The 17189-nt window shown below is 69.2% G+C and carries 16 protein-coding genes; all 16 read left to right on the top strand.

Annotated features, from left to right (window positions below):
• Nucleotides 1–444: 444 nt before the first annotated feature.
• The 16 genes from E1269_RS23680 to E1269_RS23605 all read left to right on the top strand — a co-directional run bounded on the left by E1269_RS23680 (nt 445) and on the right by E1269_RS23605 (nt 17168).
• The gene (locus E1269_RS23680) at nt 445–1386 is read left to right on the top strand and encodes a substrate-binding domain-containing protein (RefSeq protein WP_131899205.1); all 942 of its coding nucleotides are present in this window, start codon (nt 445–447) and stop codon (nt 1384–1386) included.
• Between the two features lie 13 nt (nt 1387–1399).
• Nucleotides 1400–2887: a sugar ABC transporter ATP-binding protein gene (locus E1269_RS23675; protein WP_131899203.1), complete on the top strand. Its 1488-nt coding sequence runs from the start codon at nt 1400–1402 to the stop codon at nt 2885–2887.
• A complete protein-coding gene (locus E1269_RS23670; protein WP_131899201.1) occupies nt 2884–3885 on the top strand; it encodes an ABC transporter permease in 1002 nt (333 codons plus the stop codon). The genes E1269_RS23675 and E1269_RS23670 overlap by 4 nt, the downstream gene beginning before the upstream one ends.
• Entirely contained in the window at nt 3882–5099 is a 1218-nt protein-coding gene (locus E1269_RS23665; protein WP_131899199.1) for a M20 family metallopeptidase, read from the top strand. Before E1269_RS23670 ends, E1269_RS23665 begins: the two co-directional genes overlap by 4 nt.
• Complete coding sequence (locus E1269_RS23660) at nt 5096–5851, top strand: glutamine amidotransferase (RefSeq protein ID WP_131899197.1); 756 nt, start codon at nt 5096–5098, stop codon at nt 5849–5851. The genes E1269_RS23665 and E1269_RS23660 overlap by 4 nt, the downstream gene beginning before the upstream one ends.
• A gap of 78 nt (nt 5852–5929) precedes the next feature.
• Nucleotides 5930–6937: a LacI family DNA-binding transcriptional regulator gene (locus E1269_RS23655; RefSeq protein WP_131899195.1), complete on the top strand. Its 1008-nt coding sequence runs from the start codon at nt 5930–5932 to the stop codon at nt 6935–6937.
• Nucleotides 6938–7072: 135 nt separating this feature from the next.
• Nucleotides 7073–7762, top strand: coding sequence for a Crp/Fnr family transcriptional regulator (locus E1269_RS23650; RefSeq protein WP_131899193.1), 690 nt, complete (start codon nt 7073–7075; stop codon nt 7760–7762).
• Between the two features lie 109 nt (nt 7763–7871).
• Complete coding sequence (locus tag E1269_RS23645; protein ID WP_275264628.1) at nt 7872–9008, top strand: acyl-CoA dehydrogenase family protein; 1137 nt, start codon at nt 7872–7874, stop codon at nt 9006–9008.
• The gene (locus E1269_RS23640; protein ID WP_131899189.1) at nt 9005–9817 is read left to right on the top strand and encodes an aldo/keto reductase family protein; all 813 of its coding nucleotides are present in this window, start codon (nt 9005–9007) and stop codon (nt 9815–9817) included. The genes E1269_RS23645 and E1269_RS23640 overlap by 4 nt, the downstream gene beginning before the upstream one ends.
• 70 nt (nt 9818–9887) lie before the next feature.
• Nucleotides 9888–10877, top strand: coding sequence for a tripartite tricarboxylate transporter substrate binding protein (locus tag E1269_RS23635; protein WP_131899187.1), 990 nt, complete (start codon nt 9888–9890; stop codon nt 10875–10877).
• Nucleotides 10878–10879: 2 nt separating this feature from the next.
• Nucleotides 10880–11419 carry a tripartite tricarboxylate transporter TctB family protein gene (locus tag E1269_RS23630; RefSeq protein WP_162606597.1) on the top strand — a complete coding sequence of 180 codons (540 nt, stop codon included), beginning with the start codon at nt 10880–10882 and terminating at the stop codon, nt 11417–11419.
• A gap of 3 nt (nt 11420–11422) precedes the next feature.
• Nucleotides 11423–12919 carry a tripartite tricarboxylate transporter permease gene (locus E1269_RS23625; RefSeq protein WP_131899183.1) on the top strand — a complete coding sequence of 499 codons (1497 nt, stop codon included), beginning with the start codon at nt 11423–11425 and terminating at the stop codon, nt 12917–12919.
• A gap of 57 nt (nt 12920–12976) precedes the next feature.
• Nucleotides 12977–13795 carry an enoyl-CoA hydratase-related protein gene (locus tag E1269_RS23620; RefSeq protein ID WP_162606596.1) on the top strand — a complete coding sequence of 273 codons (819 nt, stop codon included), beginning with the start codon at nt 12977–12979 and terminating at the stop codon, nt 13793–13795.
• Between the two features lie 24 nt (nt 13796–13819).
• Nucleotides 13820–15004, top strand: coding sequence for a CaiB/BaiF CoA transferase family protein (locus tag E1269_RS23615; protein WP_131899179.1), 1185 nt, complete (start codon nt 13820–13822; stop codon nt 15002–15004).
• Nucleotides 15001–16185, top strand: a complete 1185-nt coding sequence (locus E1269_RS23610; RefSeq protein WP_131899177.1) for a CaiB/BaiF CoA transferase family protein — start codon at nt 15001–15003, stop codon at nt 16183–16185. The genes E1269_RS23615 and E1269_RS23610 overlap by 4 nt, the downstream gene beginning before the upstream one ends.
• The gene (locus tag E1269_RS23605; protein ID WP_131899175.1) at nt 16182–17168 is read left to right on the top strand and encodes an NHL repeat-containing protein; all 987 of its coding nucleotides are present in this window, start codon (nt 16182–16184) and stop codon (nt 17166–17168) included. Before E1269_RS23610 ends, E1269_RS23605 begins: the two co-directional genes overlap by 4 nt.
• Nucleotides 17169–17189: the final 21 nt, after the last annotated feature.

The following is a 17189-nucleotide window of genomic DNA, read 5'->3' as shown; positions in this document are numbered from 1 at the left end:
GAAGTGGATGACTTGTGGCGGAATGAAGGCCATGATCAGCAGGGTGGCCTCCCGTCGTACATCGGTGACCGGCGGTGTGTGCCGCATACGCCAAGGCGATTTCGTGGACCGGTCCCACATACAAGCACGCGGGCCCGGAAGTGTCAATGCGGAAGGCCGCTCAGTGGCTCCGTCTGGCCCGCCGCGGGGGAGCGGGTCGGGCCGGACCCGCGTCTGCACGCCCGCCTCCCCGCGAGCGCCACACCCCGGGTCCGATGAGCGGTGGACCAAGATAACGAAGCGGTAACGGCCGTCGCGAGCCTCTTGACGATGTGAGCGTGTGCGCACCTAACCTCGGCCGTGTAATCGATTACATGCTTGCTCGAGACCGAGTCGGGAGGGCCGACGGCGCTCCGTGCATCCGCAGCCGACTACGACCGATCCACTTCCGAGAGGAAGCACAGCATGAGATTCGCACCACTGATCATCGGAGCCGGCGTGAGCGTGCTCGCGCTCGTGGGTTGCTCCGCCGGCGAGGGCGGCAGCGGCGAAGGCGCCGGCCACACCGTGGGCGCCACGACGTACAGCCGCAGCTTCGAGTTCTACCAGGACATCGAGACCGGCATGGACGAAGAGGCCGCCGGCGAGATCGAGTATCGGTTCCAGGACCCGAACGGCGACCTCGCGGCGCAGACCGCCGAGATCGAGGACTTCGTCTCCTCCGGCGTCGACCTGGTCACCATGGTCCCGATCGACTCCGACGCCGCCGAGGCAGCCGGCCGCATGGTCACCGACGCGGGCATCCCGCTGATCACCGTCGACATCGCCATCACCGCCGACGTGGGTCAGATCGCGCACATCGCCTCCGACAACCACGAAGGCGGCGCCGTCGCGGCCGACAAGATGAACGAACTGCTCGGCGGCGCCGGCGAGGTCGTGGTCATCAACAACCCCGCCATCACCTCCGTCGTCGACCGCGAGACGGGGTTCACCGACCGGCTCGCCGAGGTCGCGCCCGGCATCTCCGTCGTGGCCAGCCAGAGCGGTGACTCCGAGCGCGAGCAGGCACAGGCGGTGGCCGAGGACCTGCTGCAGGCGCACCCGGGCGTGACCGGCATCTTCGCCGTCAACGACGAGATGGCGCTCGGAGCCCTGCAAGCGGTGATCGCCGCTGGCCGCGAGGACACCATCAGCATCATCGGCTTCGACGCCAGTAGCGAGGGCATCGCCGAGATCGCCTCCGGCGACTCCGCGTTCAAGGCCACCGTCGCGCAGGACCCGGTCGAGATGGGCCGTACCGTCACCCGCACCGCGCTGGCCGTTCTGAACGGCGAGGACGTCGACGCGGACATCCCGGTGCCGGTGACGCTGGTCGACGACACCAACCACACCGAGTACGCCCAGTAGGAACGCGCCGACCATGACCGAAACCACACCCCTGCTGGAACTGCGGGAGGTGACGAAGCGGTTCCCGGGCGTCACCGCGACACGCAAGGCCAGCATCGCCTTCTTCCCGGGCAGGGTGCACGCCCTGCTCGGGGAGAACGGCGCCGGCAAGTCCACCATCGTCAAGATGATCAGCGGCATCTACCAGCCGGACGAGGGCGCCATCGTCGTCGATGGGCAGCGCGTGAGGCTGCACTCGCCGGCGGACGCCGAGGCCGCGGGTGTCGCCGTCGTACACCAGCACCGCACGCTGGTCGACGAGCTCACCGTCGCCGAGAACCTGTTCCTGGGCCACCTCGGACGCGCCTGGGCCCGCTTCCGGCGCAGGACCTGGGAGGCGAAGGCGCGCGAGCTGCTCGGCCGCGTCCGGCTGGACGTCTCGCCCGGCGCCTTCGTCGGCGATGTCGGGCCGGCCGCCCAACAGACCATCGAGATCGCGCGCGCCATCGGTCGCGACGCCCGCTTGATCATCTTCGACGAGCCGACGACCTCTCTGACGCCGCCGGAACGCGAGGTGCTGTTCGATCTCGTCCGCGACCTGCGCGACCAGGGCATCGCCGTCGTCTACATCAGCCACGACCTCGGGGATGCGCTCGCGCTGAGCGACGAGGTCACCGTCTTGCGCGACGGCGCCGTGGTCGCGCACGAGCGCAGCGGGTGGGACGTCCAGACCGTCGTCCGGCACATGATCGGCCGGTCGCTCGACTCCGGCTTCCCGCGCACCCGGCGAATCGGTGCCGAGACCGTGCTGGACGTGCGCGACCTGCGCTCGCCGCACCTGCGCGGCGTGAGCGTGAGCGTGTCGCCCGGTGAGATCGTCGGTGTCGCCGGCCTGGTCGGTTCCGGCCGCACCGAACTGCTGCGCGCCGTCTTCGGGCTCGACCCCGTCGACGGCGGCCAGATCCTGCTCGACGGCCGGCCGTTCCGGCCGCGCTCGCCCCGGCATTCGATCGCCGCCGGCATCGGCTTCGTCACCGAGGACCGCAAGGGTCAAGGCCTGGTGCTCGACCTGAGCGTCTCCGACAACGTGGTGCTCGGCAACGAGCGGCCGCTCGCGAGCGCCGGGCTGATCGCCACCCGCCGCCAGAACACCACCGTCGACGCGACCATCCGCTCGCTGCAGGTGAAGACGTCGTCGCGCGGCGTGCCCGTCGGCACCCTGAGCGGCGGCAACCAGCAGAAGGTCGTGCTCGGCCGCTGGCTGGCGCGCAGCACGCGGCTGCTGCTCATCGACGAGCCCACCGTCGGCATCGACGTCGGCGCCCGGGGCGAGTTCTACAAGCTGCTCGACGACTACGCCGCAGCGGGCGGTGCCTGCCTGGTCGTCTCCTCCGACCTGACCGAGATCCTCGGCCTGGCCGACCGCGTCGTCGTGCTGCGCGCGGGCGCGTCGGTGGCAGAGATGAAGGGATCAGACATGAACCGTGAAGCCGTCCTCCGCGCCATGGTGGCAGCGGCATGACCGCCACAGCCACACGCACCAGCGACCAGGACACCGCGCGTCGGTCCGGACTCCGGACAGTACTGAGCAAGAGCGACGCGTTCGGCGGGACGGCGCTGGTCGCGCTGCTGATCATCGTCACTGTCTTCGCGATCCTCGAACCGCAGTTCCTGACCACCAGCAACCTGCTCAACGTGGGCCGGCAGGCGGCGGTGCTGATCATCGTCGCGTGCGGTATGACCCTTGTGATCATCTCGGCCAACATCGACCTGTCGGTCGGGTCGACGGTCGCGCTCTGCGCGGTCGTCGGAGCCAGTTTGAGCGCCACGCACGGCGTGGGCGGCGTTCTCACGGTGGCCGGCGTGGTCGCTCTCGGCGCCCTGATCGGCGCGGTGAACGGTGCCCTGGTCGCCTGGGCGAAGATCAACGCGTTCATCGTGACGCTGGGCATGATGACCGTGGTCCGCGGCGCCGCGCTGACGTACACCGACGGGTATCCGATCTCTGGGGTGCAGGACGACGCGCGCTACCTCGGGTTCGGGACCGTCGGCCGGATCCCCGTGGCGCTGATCGTGACCGCGGTCGTCTTCGCGGTCGTCGCGATCGTGCTGGCAAAGTCCGTCGCCGGCAGGCACGTGTACGCCGTCGGCGGCAACGAGACGTCGTCGCACATCGCCGGCGTCGCCGTCGCTCGCACCAAGTTCTTCGTCTTCGTGGTCAGTGGGGCGCTGTGCGGGCTGGCCGCCGTCGTGCTGCTGGGACGGCTCGGCGCCGGGCTGCCGACGTCGGCGCAGGGATTGGAGCTGGACGCGATCGCGGCGGTGATCATCGGCGGCGCCAGTCTGTTCGGCGGCCGCGGCAGCGTCTTCGGCACGTTCTTCGGCGCGCTGATCCTGGCGGTGCTGCAGAACGGGCTCAACCTGCTCGGTGTGAACTCGTTCGTCATCCAGATCCTCTCCGGGGTGATCATCATCCTCGCCGTGCTGCTTGACCGGTTGCGCAACAGGACGCGCAAGTGATCGTGGACGACGAGTGGATCAAATCGGCCCTCGAGCGCCTCGTCGCCATCAGCTCCCCGTCCGGGGGCGAGCGGCCGGCCCTGGAAGAGGTGGAGCGTCTGATGATCGAGGCGGGCGGCCGGGTGCGCCGGGTCCCCGTCGACCGCGACCGGCTGCGTGACGGCTACGGCTTCGAGTCGCCGACGGCAGCGGCCGACATGTACGCCGTCGTCGGCAGCTGGGGAGCCGACGGCGCGCGACCGTTCGTCGTGCTGAACGGTCACGTCGACACCGTCGAGCCGGCCGGCGCCTGGCGGGTCCCGCCACTGGAGCCACGGATCGTCGACGGCTGGCTGAACGGGCTGGGCTCGGCGGACATGAAGGCCGGGCTGGTCGCGGCGATCGCCGGCGCGGCGCGCGCGGCCGGCACCGGACATCTGACCGGGCTGGTCGAGGTCCAGGTGGTCCCGGACGAGGAGGCCGGCGGCGGCACCGGCACGCTGGCCTGCGTCGACGAGCTGCTCCGCGCTGGGCGTCGGCCGGACCTCGCCGTCGTCTGCGAGCCCACGTCGCTGGCGGTGGCGACGGCACAGGTGGGCAGCCGGGCGCTAGCGCTGCGCGTGACCGGGGTCGAGGCGCACGCCAACAGCAAGCACCTCGGGCTCAATGCGGTGGAGCTCGCGCTCGACCTGGCCGGTGAGCTGATGAGCTGGGTCGACCGGCCGGACCGGACTTCGCACCCGCTGCTCCCTCCCGCTTCAGTGAACATCGGCCGCATCGGCGGCGGCACCGGCGCCACGACGGTGGCCGCCGAATGCCTGCTGGAGGTGTGCTTCACCTACCACCCGGCCGACGCGTCGACGCTGGTGGCTGACGTCGACGAGATCGTCGTCAAGTGGCGGGCCCGCCAGGATCCACAGGCCGGCGTCGAGCTGCGTGAGCTGCACGACGTGCGCCCGTTCCAGACCGACCCGTCGCTGCCCGCAGTCGCCGCGCTCAACACGTCGCTCGGCCGCAACGCGAGGGCTCACATCGGATTCCACGCCGGGTCCGACGGGCGCCTTCTCGACGGCGTGCTGGGCACGCCGACGCTCATCTGCGGCCCCGGCGACATCCGCCGCGTGCACCGTGCCGACGAGGCGGTCGAACTGCGCGAGGTGTCAGCGCATGCCGCGGCGCTGGAGCGCTTCCTGCCGAACCCCGGCATCACCCTGAGAGAGGAACCGATGACATGACGGTACGAGTGCTGCTGGCCGGCGAGAGCTGGAACACCTACGCCGTGCACACCAAGGGCGCCAGCGCCTACACGACCGCCGGCTACGAAGAGGGCGCCGACCAGCTGATCGAGGTGCTGGGTAGGGCCGGCCACGACGTCACGTACCTGCCGAACCACCGGGTGGTCGAGGAGTTCCCGTACACCGCGGCCGAGTTGGCGACGGCGTACGACGTCGTCGTGCTCAGCGACCTGCCGGCTGATTCGCTGCTGCTGCCGCGTGCGGTCTTCGTCCAAGGCGAGCGCCGTCCGAACCGGCTCCGGGAGCTCACCGAGTACATCCACGGCGGCGGTGGCCTGTTGATGGTCGGCGGGTACATGTCGTTCGCCGGGTTCGAGGGCCGCGCGCGGTACGCGGCGACGGCGCTGGCGGCGGCCCTGCCGGTCACCATCGCCCACCATGATGACCGCGTGGAGGCGCCGGAGGGTGTCGTTCCGGTGGTCGAGCGGGATCACGCGGTGCTCGACGGCGTCACGGACTGGCCGTACTTCCTCGGCTACAACCGGGTCAGGGCCGGTGACGGCGTGCTGCTCAGCGCGGACGGCGACCCGCTCCTCGTTGTCGGCGCGCACGGTGCCGGGCGTACCGCGGCGTTCGCGTCGGACTGCTCACCGCACTGGGGCAGCCCGGCCTTCATGGCCTGGCCGCACTACGCGCGGTTCTGGTCGCAGCTCGTAACCTGGCTGGCCGGAAAAGATGCAACGGCCAACTAGAATTCCCGTGGCCCGGGCAGGGACAGCGCACCGGCCGGCGCGCGGAGCCGGCCGATCCGATCCGAAGCTGGTGCAGTCATGGTGACCATGCGGGACGTCTCGAGGGCGGCGGGCGTGTCCTCAGCGACGGTCTCGCGCGTCCTCACGGGGTCGGCGGAGGTCGACCCCGCCACCCGCCAGCGCGTGCTGGACGCCGTACGGCAACTCGACTACCGCCCCAACCTGGTGGCCCGCGGCCTGCGGCGGCAGGTCAGCCAGGTGCTCGCACTCGTCGTCACCGACATCGAGAACCCGTTCTACACCGCCGTGTGCCGGGGCGTGGAGGACGCCGCCCGTCTCAAGGGCTACTCGGTGATCCTGTGCAACGCCGACCGCGACATCGACAAGGAGCGCGAGTACCTGCGCGTCGTCGCCGACCAGAACGCATCCGGAGTCGTCATCAGCCCGGCGTCGGCGCAGAACACCGACATCGGCGCCCTGGTGGCCCGCGGGATCCCGGTGGTCGCCGTCGACATGCCGCTGGAGCAGGCCGCCGGCTCCGTCCTCGTCGACAACCGGGCGGCCGCGGCCATGGCCACCCGGCACCTGCTGGCCGGCGGGGCGCGCCGGATCGCCTGCATCACGGGCCCGAGCGACAACGCGACTGCCAGCGATCGCCTCGACGGCTACATGCGCGCGCTGCACGAGGCCGGGCGCCCAGTCGACCCCGAGCTCGCGATCTACTCCAACTACCGCGAGTCCGGCGGCTACGAGGCGACCAACCGCCTGATGGACCTCGCCGACCGGCCCGACGCATTGCTGGTCACGAACAACCGCATGATCGTCGGGACGCTGCGAGCGCTGCAGAGTCGTGGTGTCAGCATCCCCGACGACGTCAACGTGGTCAGCTTCGACGAGCTGCCATGGGCCCTGGAACTACATCCGCACCTCTCCATGGTCCGCCAGCCCGGCTACCTCATCGGGCAGAAGGCCGCCGAGCTGCTGATCGAGCGGCTGGCCAGCCCGACCACGCCGCAGCACATCGTCATGGAGGCCGAGCTCATCGCCAAGGACGGCCGGGCGCGGACACCGTCGTCGGCCATATGAGCGACGGAGGGAGACGTCGTTGTCCCGGGCAGCCGAAGCAACTGACCTCGACGGCTCAGCGATGACGCACGTCATCGGATTGCCGGGCGTATCGTGAACGCGGGTCACACTGGGTGTGGTGAGGTGGACGGACGCATGCTGACTCGCACGGCCGGCCCAAGGCACGGATCGGCCACTGAAGCCGAGTGGCGGGCAACCATCGCCAAGGCGTTCGCGGACGTCGGTTTCGAGCGGCGTGCCGCGCGTCGCGAATCCATCTACCTGCAGGGCGATCCGGCTACGGCGGCGTTCGCCGTGAAAAGCGGCTGCGTCGAGCTGGCCCGATCGAGCTCGTCGGGCCGAGAGGTGACCCACGTCGTCCATTTCAACGACGAGGCATTTGGATTCGCCGATCTGCTGCTGGGCAAGCCGCGGACGTTCAACGCCACCGCGCTTGCGGACACCGTGATCTGGGTTGTCCCCGCCCAGCCGTTCATGGGGCTGCTCGATCGGGACCCGGGCGTTACCCGGGCCATGCTCAGCATGGTGCTTTACCGCAACATGACCCTGGCGGAGCGCAAGCCGCAGCTCATGGGCACGTCGGCCGAGCGCAGGGTCGTCGCTGCGTTGGAACGGTTCGCTGTCGTCTCGTCGGAGGCCAGCGAGGACGTGCCTGTCGTGAAGCTCACCCATGAGCAGATCGGGCGGCTGTGTCACCTCACGCGGCAGACGGTCACCGGCGTACTCGCGAAGCTCACTGACCAGGGACTGCTCCGGATCCGTTCACGGCACGTCGAGCTGATCGACCTGGCAGGACTGCGGGAAATGATGGATCTGGCGGATTGATGGGTGCCGGGGTTCACCCCGGCGAAATGTCATCGCGCCGCTATTTTACCCCGCTGAAATTTCCTACCTTCGGGCTGTCACGACCGGATCGGGAAGGGACGAAACAGCGGTGTCCTCCGAGCACAGCGACTTCAGGGGTGCAGTTCGGCGCATGGCGGCCGCACACGTCGGCCCCATTGCCGACGCCATCGACCGCGGCGACGCGATCCCGTCCGGTCTCGTGGACACCTTCGCCGACATGGGCCTCGTGCAGTTGCCGGTGCCCGTGGAATACGGCGGCCCCGGCGGCGACGTGATGTCGGCGGTGATCGCCCGGGAGGAGATCGCTGCCGCAGGCTCGATGGCAGCTGCCCAGCTGGCCAACCAGAACGGCACGCTGGCCGGTGCAGTCGCCCGGCACGGTAGTGACGTACTGAAGGCGGAGCTCCTGCCGGACCTCGCCACGGGCCGCCACCTCACCGCCATCTGCATGACTGAGCCGGAGGCCGGCTCCGACCCGTCTCGCATGACCACTCGTGCGGTTCGCGACGCAGGGGACTGGGTCATCGACGGTTTGAAGAGCTTCATCTCCTGGGGGAGTCAGGCCGACTTCGCCCTGGTCTTCGCGCGGACGAGCGAGGCCGAAAGCGGAGGTGGAATCGGCGCCTTCGTCGTCGACACCGCCGACCAGGGCTGGAAGGTGGAACGTGTCAACGACATGATGGGCGCCCGCGGCGTGCCCAACTGCGATATCCGGCTCGACGGCCTGAGGGTGCCGGCCCGCCGAATGGTCGGCGATCAGGATGGCGGATTCGCCGCCGCGATGGACGCTGTCCAGCGCAACCGTCCGGTGGTGGCGGCCGCCTCGGTCGGCTGTGCCGTCGCGGCGATGTCGTATGCGGCTGAGTACGCACGGGAGCGGTACCAGTCGGGCCGGCCGATCGCGCAGTTCCAGGGCATCCGGTGGAAGCTCGCAGACATGGCGACACGAACCGAGGCGGCCCGCCGGCTCGTGTACGCCAGCGCAGAGGCATTCGACGCCGGCGCCTCTCGGGCCGAGACGGGCCGGCTGGCATCCATGGCCAAGCTGGTCGCCTCGGAGACCGCTGTGGACGTGACCCGCGAGGCGGTGCAAATCCTCGGTGGCCACGGCTACTTGCGTGATCACCCGGTCGAGCGATACGTGCGAGACGCGATTCTCGGAACGCTGTACGAAGGAACCAGCGAGATCCAGCGCAACATCATCGCCAAGGCGGTACTGCCATGACACCGGCACCTACCTCCTCGGCCGCCGAGCTGACGGCCACTTTGAGTTCCGGCCGGAGTCTGCCCTTGCTCGGTTTCGGCACATACCAGCTGCACGGTGAGTCCGGCCAGCAGGCGATCGGGTGGGCCGTCGACGCCGGGATACGGCATTTCGACACCGCTACCTCGTACGAGAACGAGGGCGACCTCGGGCTCGCCCTGGCCCGGTCCGGGGTTCCGCGGGGCGAGCTGTTCCTCACGTCGAAGCTGCCTCTGCGTTGCATCGGCCGCGAGCGCGAAGCGTTGGAGCGCACACTCCAGCAGCTGCAGATTGAAAGGCTCGACCTGTGGCTCATGCACTGGCCGGTGGAGGGCCCTGGGCTAGTGCCGTCCTGGGAGGCGATGATCCAGCTCCGTGACGCGGGGCTGGTCGCGGACATAGGAGTGAGCAACTTCGCGGTCGGACAGATCGACCAGATCGCCACCGCCACAGGTGTTCCGCCGGTGGTGAACCAGATCCGGTGGAACCCCTTCCTGTACGACGCCGACGTGGCCCGAGAGCTCGCTGTGCGTGACGTGCTGATCAGCGCCTACACGCCGCTCCGGCGGGCCAGACTGGACGATGCCGTGCTGCTGGCGGTGGCGTCGGAGACGGGCGCAACACCGGCGCAGGTCATCGTCCGATGGCATCTGCGGCGTTCCTGGTCGATCCTCTTCCGCTCGTCGGCGCGCGACCGGATCGCGCAGAACATCGACGTCGACCACGTCGAGCTGACCGATGAGCAGATGGTGCGGCTGGACGGGCGCGCAGGGACCTACCACTTCGATTGATCGGATCGCCGGGCGCTCATCGTAGCGACCCGCCGGCCGATGGCTTCGAGCATCGGAAGAAAGAGGAACCATGCGACTCATCAGAGGACTCGCGGTTTTACTCATCGGGAGCGCGTTGCTGACCGCATGCGCCAGCACTGACTCGGGTGCGGACGGCGGCGACGGTGCGATCAGCAGCTCGAACTGGCCGGCTGAGCCGATCACCTATCTCATCGGGTTCGCTCCCGGCGGCGGCAACGACCGGCTGGCTCGGCTCCAGCAGCCGATCCTGCAGGAACTGCTTGGGCAGAACGTGAACATCGAGTACATGGAGGGTGCCGGCGGCGCGGTGGGCTGGAAGGCCATCGCGGACGCTTCGGCCGACGGCTACATGATCACGGTCTCCAGTCTCCCGCAGAACATCGTCCAGCCGCTGCTTCCTGACGCCCTGTACACGGCGGACGACATAAAGACCGTCGCCATCGTCCAGGGTTCCGCCCTGGGCCTGGTCGTGCCGCCGGACAGCCCGTACACCAGCCTCGACGAGCTCCTGGCGGCGGCGCGGGCGAACCCCGGCACGCTGACCATCGGCGGCACGGGCTCGTTCACCGCTTCCAACCTGCTGACGCTGCGGCTGCAGGAACTGACCGACACCTCGTTCGAGTACGTGTCGTTCGAAGGCGGCTCGGCGCAGATCACGGCGTTTCTGGGGGGTCAGGTCGACGCCATCGTCACCGATGCCGGCGACTTCGCCGCGTACAAGGACGAGGGGACCATGCTGGCGATCTCGTCCGAGGACAGCTACTTCTACTACCCGGATGTGCCGACCTTCACAGAGCAAGGCGTCGAGCTCGTGCAGTACACGGAGCGCGGCCTCGGTGTTGCCGCCGACACCCCCGACGAGATCGTCGCGAAGCTCGAGGAGGCCGTGCTGGCGGCGGCGAACGACGAGTCGGTCAAGGCCGCCATCGAGGAGCAGGCGGGGTTGACGTTCACGCTCGGCGCCGACGATGCGGCGGAGCGGATCGCGGAGGAGACGGCGATCTACACGCCGCTGGTCGAAGAGGCGCTGGAGCAGTGAGCGTGGACGACCAGGCCGAGACCGTGCCGGACGACAGCGCAGAGCCGCGGAACGTCATCGCCAGACGGACGGCGGACATCGCCGCGGGCGCGGGGCTCGCCGTCATCGGGACCCTGGTGTTGAGCCAGGCTGTCAGGAGCCGGCCCGGGCTCTCCGAGCGGCTGGACCCGCGCACGGTACCTGTCTTCCTGTCCGCGGCTCTGGTCGTCTGCGGTCTCGGACTGATCGTCGCCGCGCTGCGGTACAAGGGGGCCGGAGGCGTCCTGGACTGGCCGACGGCCAAGGGCTGGAGGCGGGTGGGTCTTGCCACGGCGGCCTTCGTCGCCTACGCCCAGGTGCTGGTTGGATTCGGCATGGCGGTGGCGACAGCCGTGTTCGTGGCCGGAGTCGAATGGGCGCTGGACCGGGGTTCGATCCTGCGCGCGGTGGCGTGGGGGCTGGCCTCCGGCGTGGCCGGCTCGCTGGTGTTCGTCGCTCTTCTGGACGTCCAGCTGCCCGCCGGGCCGGTCGACAACCTCATCGCCTCGTTGGTCGGGGGGTAGGCCATGGAGCTGCTGGACGGTTTCCAGGCCGCGCTCTCGCCAGAGAACCTGCTGTACGCGGTGATCGGTGCGATCCTCGGCACGCTCATCGGCGTCCTGCCGGGCATCGGCCCGACCGCTGGGATCGCCGTTCTCATCCCCTTGACCACGGTGGTCCCACCGGCCGGCGCGATCATCATGATGGCGGCGATCTACTACGGCGCCATGTACGGCGGGTCGACCACGGCCATCGTGGCCAACATCCCGGGCGAGGCGACGTCGGTCATCACGGCCTTGGACGGGTACGAGCTGGCCAAGAAGGGCCGCGCCGGGCCGGCGCTGGCTGTGGCGGCGATATCGTCCTTCGTCGCCGGCAGTATCTCGCTGGTCGGGCTGTCGGTCTTCGCGCCGGCACTCGCCCGGTGGGCGCTCGAATTCGGGCCACCCGAGTACTTCGCCCTGTTGATGGTGGCGTTCAGTCTGGTGATCACGCTGTCGGGGCGGACGCTGCTGAAAGGTGTCGCCAGTGCCGCCTTGGGCATGCTGGTGGCGCTCATCGGCGTGGACGCCTACTCCGGCGGCACGCGGTTGACGTTCGGGATCGACGCGGTGTCTGCCGGCCTGAACTATGTCGCGATCATCATCGGCCTGTTCGCCGTCGGCGAGGTGTTGTTCAACGTCGAGAAGGACGTCAAACGGATCTACGAGATGGCGGTCACCCGATGGCTGCCGACGCGCCACGACCTCAAGGAGTCGGCTGCACCGGCCCTGCGGTCGTCGGTCACCGGCTTTTTCCTCGGCCTGCTGCCGGGTTGCACCCCGGTCGTCAGCACGATGATCGCCTACGACGTCGAGCGCAGGGTCTCGAAGCGAGGGAAGAACTTCGGCAAGGGCGAGATCGCCGGAGTCGCGGCTGCGGAAGGGGCCAACAACGCGGCGGTGAGTGGCGGCTTCGTGCCGCTGTTCGCCTTGGGAATCCCGTCCGGTGCCACCATGGCGGTCCTGCTCGGCGCGTTCATGATCTATGGCATCCAGCCGGGTCCGAGGATGTTCACCGAGCACCCCGACATCCTGTGGGCCCTGATCGCCAGCATGTACATCGGGAACGTCGTTCTGCTGATCCTCAACCTTCCCCTAGTGGGCATCTGGGCCAGGCTCGCGAAAATTCCGTTCCCGGCACTCGCCGGGCTGATCGTCGTCTTCTCGATCATCGGCGCCTACAGCGTCCGCAACTCGATGTTCGACGTCTGGGTCATGCTCATCTTCGGCGTCGTCGGATACCTCATGCGCAAACTCGAGATCCCATTGGCCCCTTTGGTGCTGGCAGCTGTCCTGGCCCAGCTGGTGGAGTCGTCGCTGCGCCAGTCCCTGGCCACGTCGCACGGTGCGTACACGATCTTCTTCACCCGGCCAATCTCGGCCGTCCTGATGATCGCGGCGATTGTACTCATCGTGCGCGGCGTGTGGGTGTACGTCCGCAACCCCGAACGCAAGTCCGCCGTCCTGGAGGACGTGGATTGACCGGCCCGAACACAGGCGTCGACCCACATGACAGAACCGAATGAGAGGGGTGCCCCGGTGACCGACATCCAACGAAAGGCCGAGGGCCACGTGCTGTGGCTCACGATCGACCGGCCTGAGGTCATGAACGCCATCCGGCCGCGGACCCAGACCGAGCTGGTCTCAGCGGTCCGCGAGGCCGACGGCGACGACGACGTGTGGGTGATCGTGGTCCAGGGAGCCGGCGACCGCGCATTCTGCGCCGGCTGGGACCTGAAGGAGGAGGCCACGGCCGCTGCGGACTTCGCCTCCTATGAGGACCGCCGCCGGGCGGGACGGCGGGACCCGTTCGGGCATCTGTCGAACATGAACTCCGGCGACCTCCCTCAGGGGGTGTGGAAGCCGATCGTCGCCAGCGTCCGTGGCTACTGCCTCGGCGGCGGGTTCGAGCTGGCGCTGAACTGCGACTTCATCGTCGCCGCCGAGGACGCCTCATTCGGACTGCCGGAGGTGACCCGCGGCTGGCCGGCCGGGTCGAGCCACTTCACGCTGCCGCGCAAGGTGCCGCAGAACCTGGCCATGGAGATGCTTCTGCTGGGGCAGTCCATCGACGGTCGCCGGGCGTACGAGATCGGACTGGCCAACCGGGCCGTAGTGGCCACCGAGCTCTCAGGGGCCACTGCGGAGTTCGCCGATCGGTTGGCGCGAAACGCCCCGCTGGCCGTGCAGGCGGCGAAGGAGTTGGCGGTCCGGGGCATGGACATGCCGCTCAACTACCCGCCGCTGGCATGGCACCTCTACGACCCGGTCAAGCGGCGCGTCGACGCCTCGGCCGACCGGGCGGAAGGCATTGCGGCCTATGCGGAGAAGCGCCCACCACGGTTCACCGGCCGCTGACGTCATGGCAGGAAGGAACAGACGATGAACCGCCCGCTCGACGGAATCCGCGTCCTCGACCTCTCGATCTGGATGTTCGGGCCGATCTGCACGCAGGTCCTGGGGGATTTCGGCGCCGACGTGATCAAGGTCGAGGCGCCGTCCGGGGAGCCCGGACGAGGCAACGAGACGCACCCGCGGTGGCGCGGCTTCAGCACGCGGTTCCTCTCCCGCAACCGGAACAAACGCAGTATCGCGATCGATTTGCGCAGCGAGGCGGGGCAGGACGTACTGCTGAGACTCGTCCAGGACGCCGATGTGGTCGTCCAGAATTTCCGCCCCGGCGTGGCCGAGCGGCTGGGTCTGGACTACGAGACATTGCGGAGCCGAAACCCTCGGGTGATCTACGTCGCCGGATCCGGATACGGCCGGACCGGCCCCTATGCGGCGCTCGGCGGGCAGGACCGGGTGGCGCAGGCGATGTCGGGGTTCGTGTTCGGCAACGGCGACCCCGGAACGAAGCCGTTCCCCGCCCGGACGTCGATCATGGACTCCTTCGGCGGCATGGTGATGGTGCAAGGCATTCTGCTTGCGCTGATCGCCCGGCACGCGACCGGTGTGGGCCAACGGGTGGACCTGTCGTTGTTCGACGCAGCGATCTTCTCGAACATCGAGTCGTTCACGACCCACCTCAACACACGCGAGCCGGTGGGTCAGATTCACGACCCGCTGATGTCCATCTACCGCACCGCCGACGGTCTCCTGCAGTTGGTCATGGTCTTCGTGCGCGACGACAATCCGCTCGGGCTGCTGTGCCGGATCCTCGGCATCGATGACCTCAGCGGCGACGAGCGATTCGCGACGAAGCAGGACCAGGCCCGGCACGGGCGGGAGCTCGTCGACCTGCTCGAGGAAGCGTTCCGCACCCGCCCCACCGGCCACTGGCTGGCCCGACTGCGAGAGCACGACGTGATCTGCTCGCCCGTCTACGACTACGCGGACCTGGCGGCGGACCCGCAGGTGGCGGAGAACGACATGATCCAGGAGGTCGCCGACGGCGCCGGGCACACCGCTGCGCTGGTCGGGCAGCCGATCAAGCTCAGCGCGACTCCGGCGTCGATCGACCGGTTTCCACCTACCGTCGGCGAGCACACCGACGACATCCTCCGCGCCGCCGGTTTCGACGACGCCGGGATCCGGGAGCTGCGGGACTCCGGAGCGGTCCGGTGACCGCGCTCGGCGGGATCAGGGTGGTCGACTTCTCGATCTGGATGTTCGGCCCCGCCGCGACGCAGGTGCTCGGAGATTTCGGCGCCGATGTCGTGAAGGTGGAGCCGCCCGGCGGCGAGCCCGGTCGCGGCAAGGGCATGGGCCACCCCCTACACCACGGCATGAGCACCCGCTACATCTCGCGCAACCGGAACAAACGCAGCGTGTGCGTGGATCTGACGACGGCGGAAGGGGGACGGATCGCACGTGCGCTGATGGCGGGCGCCGACGTCGTCGTGCAGAACTTCCGGCCCGGCGTCGCGGAGCGTCTCGGCATCGACTACCGGAGCGCGCGAGAGTGCCGTCCGGACGTGATCTACGCTGCCGGCTCGGGCTACGGACAGACCGGGCCATACGCGCACCGTGGCGGACAGGACCGTGCTGCTCAGGCGATGTCCGGGTTCATGAGCGCGAACGGCGACCCCGGGCAGCCGCCCACGGGTGCGCGGGTGTCCGTCATGGACTACCTCGGCGGGATGATCCTGGCCCAGGGAGTCCTCGTGGCCCTGGTGGCGAGGCTGCGGACGGGGCGGGGCCAACGCGTGGACCTTAGCCTGCTGGACGCGGCCGTCAGCGGCAACACCGAGGGCATGACGACGTACCTCAATACCGGTGAAGCGCTCGTCCAGCGATTCGACCCGTTGATGCGGGCCTACCAGACCGCCGACGGCGCTCTGCAGATCGTGACGGTGTTCGCAAAGACGAAGAACCCTATGAAGGAACTGGCCGAGGCGGTCGGCCGGCCGGAGCTCGCCGAGGACCCGCGGTTCACCTCGGACGAGGCGCGGGCCACGCACGAAGCAGAGCTCGCGGACCTCCTGCAGGCCGCGCTCGCAGCCCGGAGCACCGCCGATTGGCTGGCGATCTTCGACGCGCACGGCATCATCAGTGCCCCCGTGTACGACTACGCGCAGGTAGCCGCCGACCCACAGGTGCGGCACAACGAGCTGATCGTCACCGGCGAGCATCCGGAGATCGGCGAGGTGGCGATGGTCGGCCAGCCGTTGCGGTTGTCCGGAACGCCGTCGGAGGTCACCCGAATGCCACCACTGCCCGGCGAGCACACCGACGAAGTGCTGACCGATCTCGGCATCCACCGACCGGATCTCGCGCGCTGGCGAGACCAGGGAGTGATCGCATGAGCGCAGTGCCCGACGCACCGAGGGTTCCGCACTACGTCCGCGACCCGGCCTGGACCGCCGTCGGAGACGGCCTCGGCTTCCGCGAGATCGCGGACGTGGCCGTGGATACCGACGGAGTCGTGTACGTGTACGGCCGCGAGGACGCCGCGGTGGTGCGGCTGGACCGCACGGGCCGGGAGCTCGACCGGTGGGGCGTGGGCGCGTTCATCCGGCCGCACGGCCTCACGGTCAGCCCCTACGAGGACGCGGTGTTCCTAGTCGACGACTACTCGCACTCGGTGCGCAAGTACACCAAGGGCGGCACTCACCTGATGACCATCGAGGCCGAGGTCACACCGGACTTCACAGGCTACGTCCGGGGTGACTCCACGTCCGTCCGCCGGGCCGGGCCGCCGTTCTGCTATCCCACCGCCCTAGCGTTCGACGGCCCGGACGAGCTGCTCGTCACCGACGGTTACGGCAATGCACGCGTGCACCGGTTCACCGCCGACGGGCTGCGGCTGGCTTCGTGGGGCGAGCCCGGCTCCGGCCCTGGCGAGTTCTCCTTGCCCCACGGCCTGCTGGTCGACGCGGACCGGATCCTCGTCGCCGACCGTGAGAACGACCGGGTGCAGGTCTTCGACCCGGCCGGCGGCTACTTAGACGAGTGGGCCGACTGCCGGCGTCCTGCGAACGTGCTGAGGATCGCAGGCGGGGTCTATGCGGTGGCCGAGCTCGGCCGGGTCAACCGGGCGGAAGGCACCGAACGCTCCATCGAACCCGAGGCGCCGGCGGGCCGCATCTCGATCCGGGACGCCGACGGCCGGCTGCTCTCGGAGTTCACCCCCCAGGGCGAGGGCGAGCGGGACACCTGGTTCGCGCCGCACGGAATCGCCGTCGACGGGGCCGGCGACCTGTATGTGGCCGAGACCTACGTGACGTTCTTCCGAGGCCACGCGCCACGGCGTCCCACACTGCACAAGTTCACCGCGGCTCCAACGTGAGCGTGTCGGCGGCCCGTTTCC

It is taken from the genome of Jiangella asiatica, assembly GCF_004349065.1.
Classification (GTDB): domain Bacteria; phylum Actinomycetota; class Actinomycetes; order Jiangellales; family Jiangellaceae; genus Jiangella; species Jiangella asiatica.
Note: the sequence above shows the minus strand (reverse complement) of the source record. Positions and strands in the feature narration are given on the sequence as shown.

What these genes read in the sequence shown, in the direction of transcription:
- E1269_RS23680 (WP_131899205.1), top strand. Translation starts at nt 445, where the DNA reads ATGAGATTCGCACCACTGATCATCGGAGCCGGCGTGAGCGTGCTCGCG.
- E1269_RS23675 (WP_131899203.1), top strand. Translation starts at nt 1,400, where the DNA reads ATGACCGAAACCACACCCCTGCTGGAACTGCGGGAGGTGACGAAGCGG.
- E1269_RS23670 (WP_131899201.1), top strand. Translation starts at nt 2,884, where the DNA reads ATGACCGCCACAGCCACACGCACCAGCGACCAGGACACCGCGCGTCGG.
- E1269_RS23660 (WP_131899197.1), top strand. Translation starts at nt 5,096, where the DNA reads ATGACGGTACGAGTGCTGCTGGCCGGCGAGAGCTGGAACACCTACGCC.
- E1269_RS23655 (WP_131899195.1), top strand. Translation starts at nt 5,930, where the DNA reads ATGGTGACCATGCGGGACGTCTCGAGGGCGGCGGGCGTGTCCTCAGCG.
- E1269_RS23650 (WP_131899193.1), top strand. Translation starts at nt 7,073, where the DNA reads ATGCTGACTCGCACGGCCGGCCCAAGGCACGGATCGGCCACTGAAGCC.
- E1269_RS23640 (WP_131899189.1), top strand. Translation starts at nt 9,005, where the DNA reads ATGACACCGGCACCTACCTCCTCGGCCGCCGAGCTGACGGCCACTTTG.
- E1269_RS23635 (WP_131899187.1), top strand. Translation starts at nt 9,888, where the DNA reads ATGCGACTCATCAGAGGACTCGCGGTTTTACTCATCGGGAGCGCGTTG.
- E1269_RS23625 (WP_131899183.1), top strand. Translation starts at nt 11,423, where the DNA reads ATGGAGCTGCTGGACGGTTTCCAGGCCGCGCTCTCGCCAGAGAACCTG.
- E1269_RS23615 (WP_131899179.1), top strand. Translation starts at nt 13,820, where the DNA reads ATGAACCGCCCGCTCGACGGAATCCGCGTCCTCGACCTCTCGATCTGG.
- E1269_RS23605 (WP_131899175.1), top strand. Translation starts at nt 16,182, where the DNA reads ATGAGCGCAGTGCCCGACGCACCGAGGGTTCCGCACTACGTCCGCGAC.